This window comes from Pseudoalteromonas sp. BSi20439, assembly GCF_000241165.1.
In the GTDB taxonomy this organism is placed as follows: domain Bacteria; phylum Pseudomonadota; class Gammaproteobacteria; order Enterobacterales; family Alteromonadaceae; genus Pseudoalteromonas.
The window spans coordinates 1-2,004 of record NZ_BADW01000110.1; the positions used below are offsets into that span (position 1 = coordinate 1).

Here is a 2,004-nt window from a genome sequence, read left to right on the forward strand (position 1 = left end):
GCCTTTATTGACAATTAAGCTTGAAAAAAATCACTAATAAACGAGAATAACCCCCTATTGTCCTCTTAAGTAAGTAATCGTGATGAAAGGTAAAGCCACCTCGTTTGATATAGCCCATTATGCTGGGGTGTCTCAATCTACAGTTTCGCGTGCTCTACGAAATAGTCCACTGGTAAATGACGAAACTCGAAGACGTATTCACGATATTGCTAAAAAACTTAATTACAAAGTAGACAAAAACGCCAGTAACCTTCGCACTCAACAAAGCAGTACCCTAGCATTGCTGTTGTTTGAAGACCCGACCTCAGATGAATCACAAATCAATCCGTTTTTTTTAGCCATGCTGGGCAGTATTACCCGTGCTTGCGCAAAAGAAGGTTATGATCTACTTGTTTCATTTCAATCAGCTAGCGCTGATTGGCAAGCAGACTACGAAGACAGCCATCGAGCAGATGGAATAATCTTATTAGGCTATGGCGACTACATTGATTTTCAACCAAAATTTAATACCTTGCTTGAACAAAACACTAAATTTGTTTGCTGGGGAGCAAGCGTTGATAACCGCCCTGATTTAACTATAAGTTGCGATAATTATGGCGGTGGTAAACTTGCCGCTGAGCATTTACTGGCGCATAACCGAACTGATTGTGCATTTATTGGCGATGCCTCTGATCACAGCCCTGAGTTTTTTGCCCGTTTTAATGGCTTTAAAGACGAACTGCAGCAGAACGGTGTCCCCTTAAATGATCGTAAAATTGCCAATGCAATTTCTACCGAAGAATCTGGCTACCATGCTACTCGCTCTTTAATTGCTAATAACATTACTTTTAATGCACTTTTTGCTGCCAGCGATCTGATTGCTATAGGCGCAATACGCGCGCTAAAAGAAGCCAATATTAACGTGCCAAAAGATGTAGCCGTAATCGGCTTTGATAATATTTCTATTGCAAGTTACATTAATCCGCCGCTCACAACCATAGAGCAAAACACCACTATAGCGGGGCAAATGTTAGTTGAAAACTTACTCAAATTAATTCGTGGTGAGCAAGTACAAAGCACCCTGCTGCCACCGCGTTTAATTGCGCGCGGCTCAAGTTAACTCATTGCGTGAGGCCCCCCTTTAAAAAGTAGCCAAATGCCCCTCCTCTTACCCTTATATTTATTTAGGCTTTATTGGCTTAATTGCGGTCATTTGTCCTTGCTGTTTTTACCAGCAAACCAAAAGTATTCTTTAGATTAACAGCCTATTCACACCTTGCTATAACATTAGTTTTTTTAATCTGAAAGTGGCTGTTTTTAATGTGATTTTTCACTCGTCAATGCACTATTTTATCTCTACAATCGCACTTTAATTTTTGCTCTTAAAAGTTTAAGTGACTATTTCATGCTACTCACTATTGTTTACATCATCGGAATTACAGCAGAAGCCATGACCGGTGCACTCAGCGCTGGGCGCAGAAACATGGATTGGTTTGGGGTTATGCTAGTAGCCAGTGCCACAGCGATTGGGGGTGGCAGCGTACGCGATATTTTACTTGGCAATTACCCGTTAACGTGGGTTAAACACCCAGAATATTTACTGATCACTTGCGTGGCGGGTATTGTTACAACTTGGCTAGCAAAATGGGTGGTTAAATTTAAAGGCATATTTATGCGTTTAGATGCCTTAGGGCTTGCCGCATTTAGTATTATTGGCTGCCAAGTAGGGCTTAATATGGGTTTGCACTATGGTATTTGTGTGGTCGCTGCTATTGTGACCGGCGTATTTGGTGGATTATTGCGTGATTTAATTTGTCGCCAAGCGCCATTAGTACTTCATCATGAACTTTACGCAAGCGTAGCGCTTATTGTTGCTTGTTTATACTTAGCACTGCACCACTACAACATTGATGACAATATCAGCGTGGTTGCAAGTTTAGTGGCAGGTTATTTAATTCGAATGGCATCGGTACGCTTTAAATGGCGCTTACCAACATTTAATTTATTAGAACCCGCTAATTTAAA

General features: G+C 41.0%; 2 protein-coding genes. Both read left to right on the plus strand.

Going from position 1 to position 2,004, the window contains the following annotated elements; genetic code table 11:
* The first annotated feature begins 82 nt into the window (after positions 1 to 82).
* The gene (locus tag P20439_RS10320) at positions 83 to 1,099 is read left to right on the plus strand and encodes a LacI family DNA-binding transcriptional regulator (protein WP_008110552.1); all 1,017 of its coding nucleotides are present in this window, start codon (positions 83 to 85) and stop codon (positions 1,097 to 1,099) included.
* Between the two features lie 285 nt (positions 1,100 to 1,384).
* A partial coding sequence (locus tag P20439_RS10325) for a trimeric intracellular cation channel family protein (RefSeq protein WP_036933602.1) occupies positions 1,385 to 2,004 on the plus strand: 620 nt, incomplete at its 3' end.